The organism is Mesorhizobium sp. M7A.F.Ca.ET.027.03.2.1 (assembly GCF_003999175.1).
GTDB lineage: Bacteria > Pseudomonadota > Alphaproteobacteria > Rhizobiales > Rhizobiaceae > Mesorhizobium.
Genome location: NZ_RZOM01001805.1, coordinates 1 through 563, shown reverse-complemented (window position 1 = coordinate 563; position 563 = coordinate 1). Strand labels below are relative to the sequence as shown.

At 58.1% G+C, this 563-nt stretch carries 1 protein-coding gene; it reads right to left on the bottom strand.

What is annotated here, in order from left to right; translation table 11 throughout:
• Positions 1-563, bottom strand: a 563-nt coding sequence (locus tag EN750_RS38175; protein WP_245482953.1) for a lyase family protein, incomplete at both ends; no start/stop codon positions are given.

The window sequence follows — 563 nt, the reverse complement described above, 5'->3', positions numbered from 1 at the left end:
TACCAATCGCGGATCCCCCAAGGTTGACTTCCTTGAGCAGCCTTGATGCCAGCTGGACTTGAACGATGTCCTCATCGATGAGCTCTGCAAACGCTTCGAACTCTTGTCCGACCATCATCGGCACCGCATCCTGAAGCTGGGTCCTGCCTACCTTCAAAGCACTGCCGTACTGAACTGCCTTGGCTCGAAAGGCGTCGCGCAGGCAAACCTGCGATGACACAAGCCCCTCGCAGGCGCGCAGGACGGTCAGGCGAATGGCGGTCGGATAAACGTCGTTCGTCGACTGGGAGAGGTTGACGTCGTCGTTTGGGTGCATCCTCGAGTAGTCGCCAATATCGGCCCCTAGCCTCATGAGGGCCAGGTTGGCGATGACCTCGTTGACATTCATGTTGGTGGACGTTCCAGCACCGCCTTGCATCATGTCCACGGGAAAGTTCTCGTCGATCCCCTTCAACGCGATGAGGTCGTCACAGGCTCCCGAAATCGCGAGCGCCTTATCTTCAGACAGAAGCCCCAGTTCATGATTTGCCAGGGCCGCGGCCTTCTTGACCATCGCCATGGAC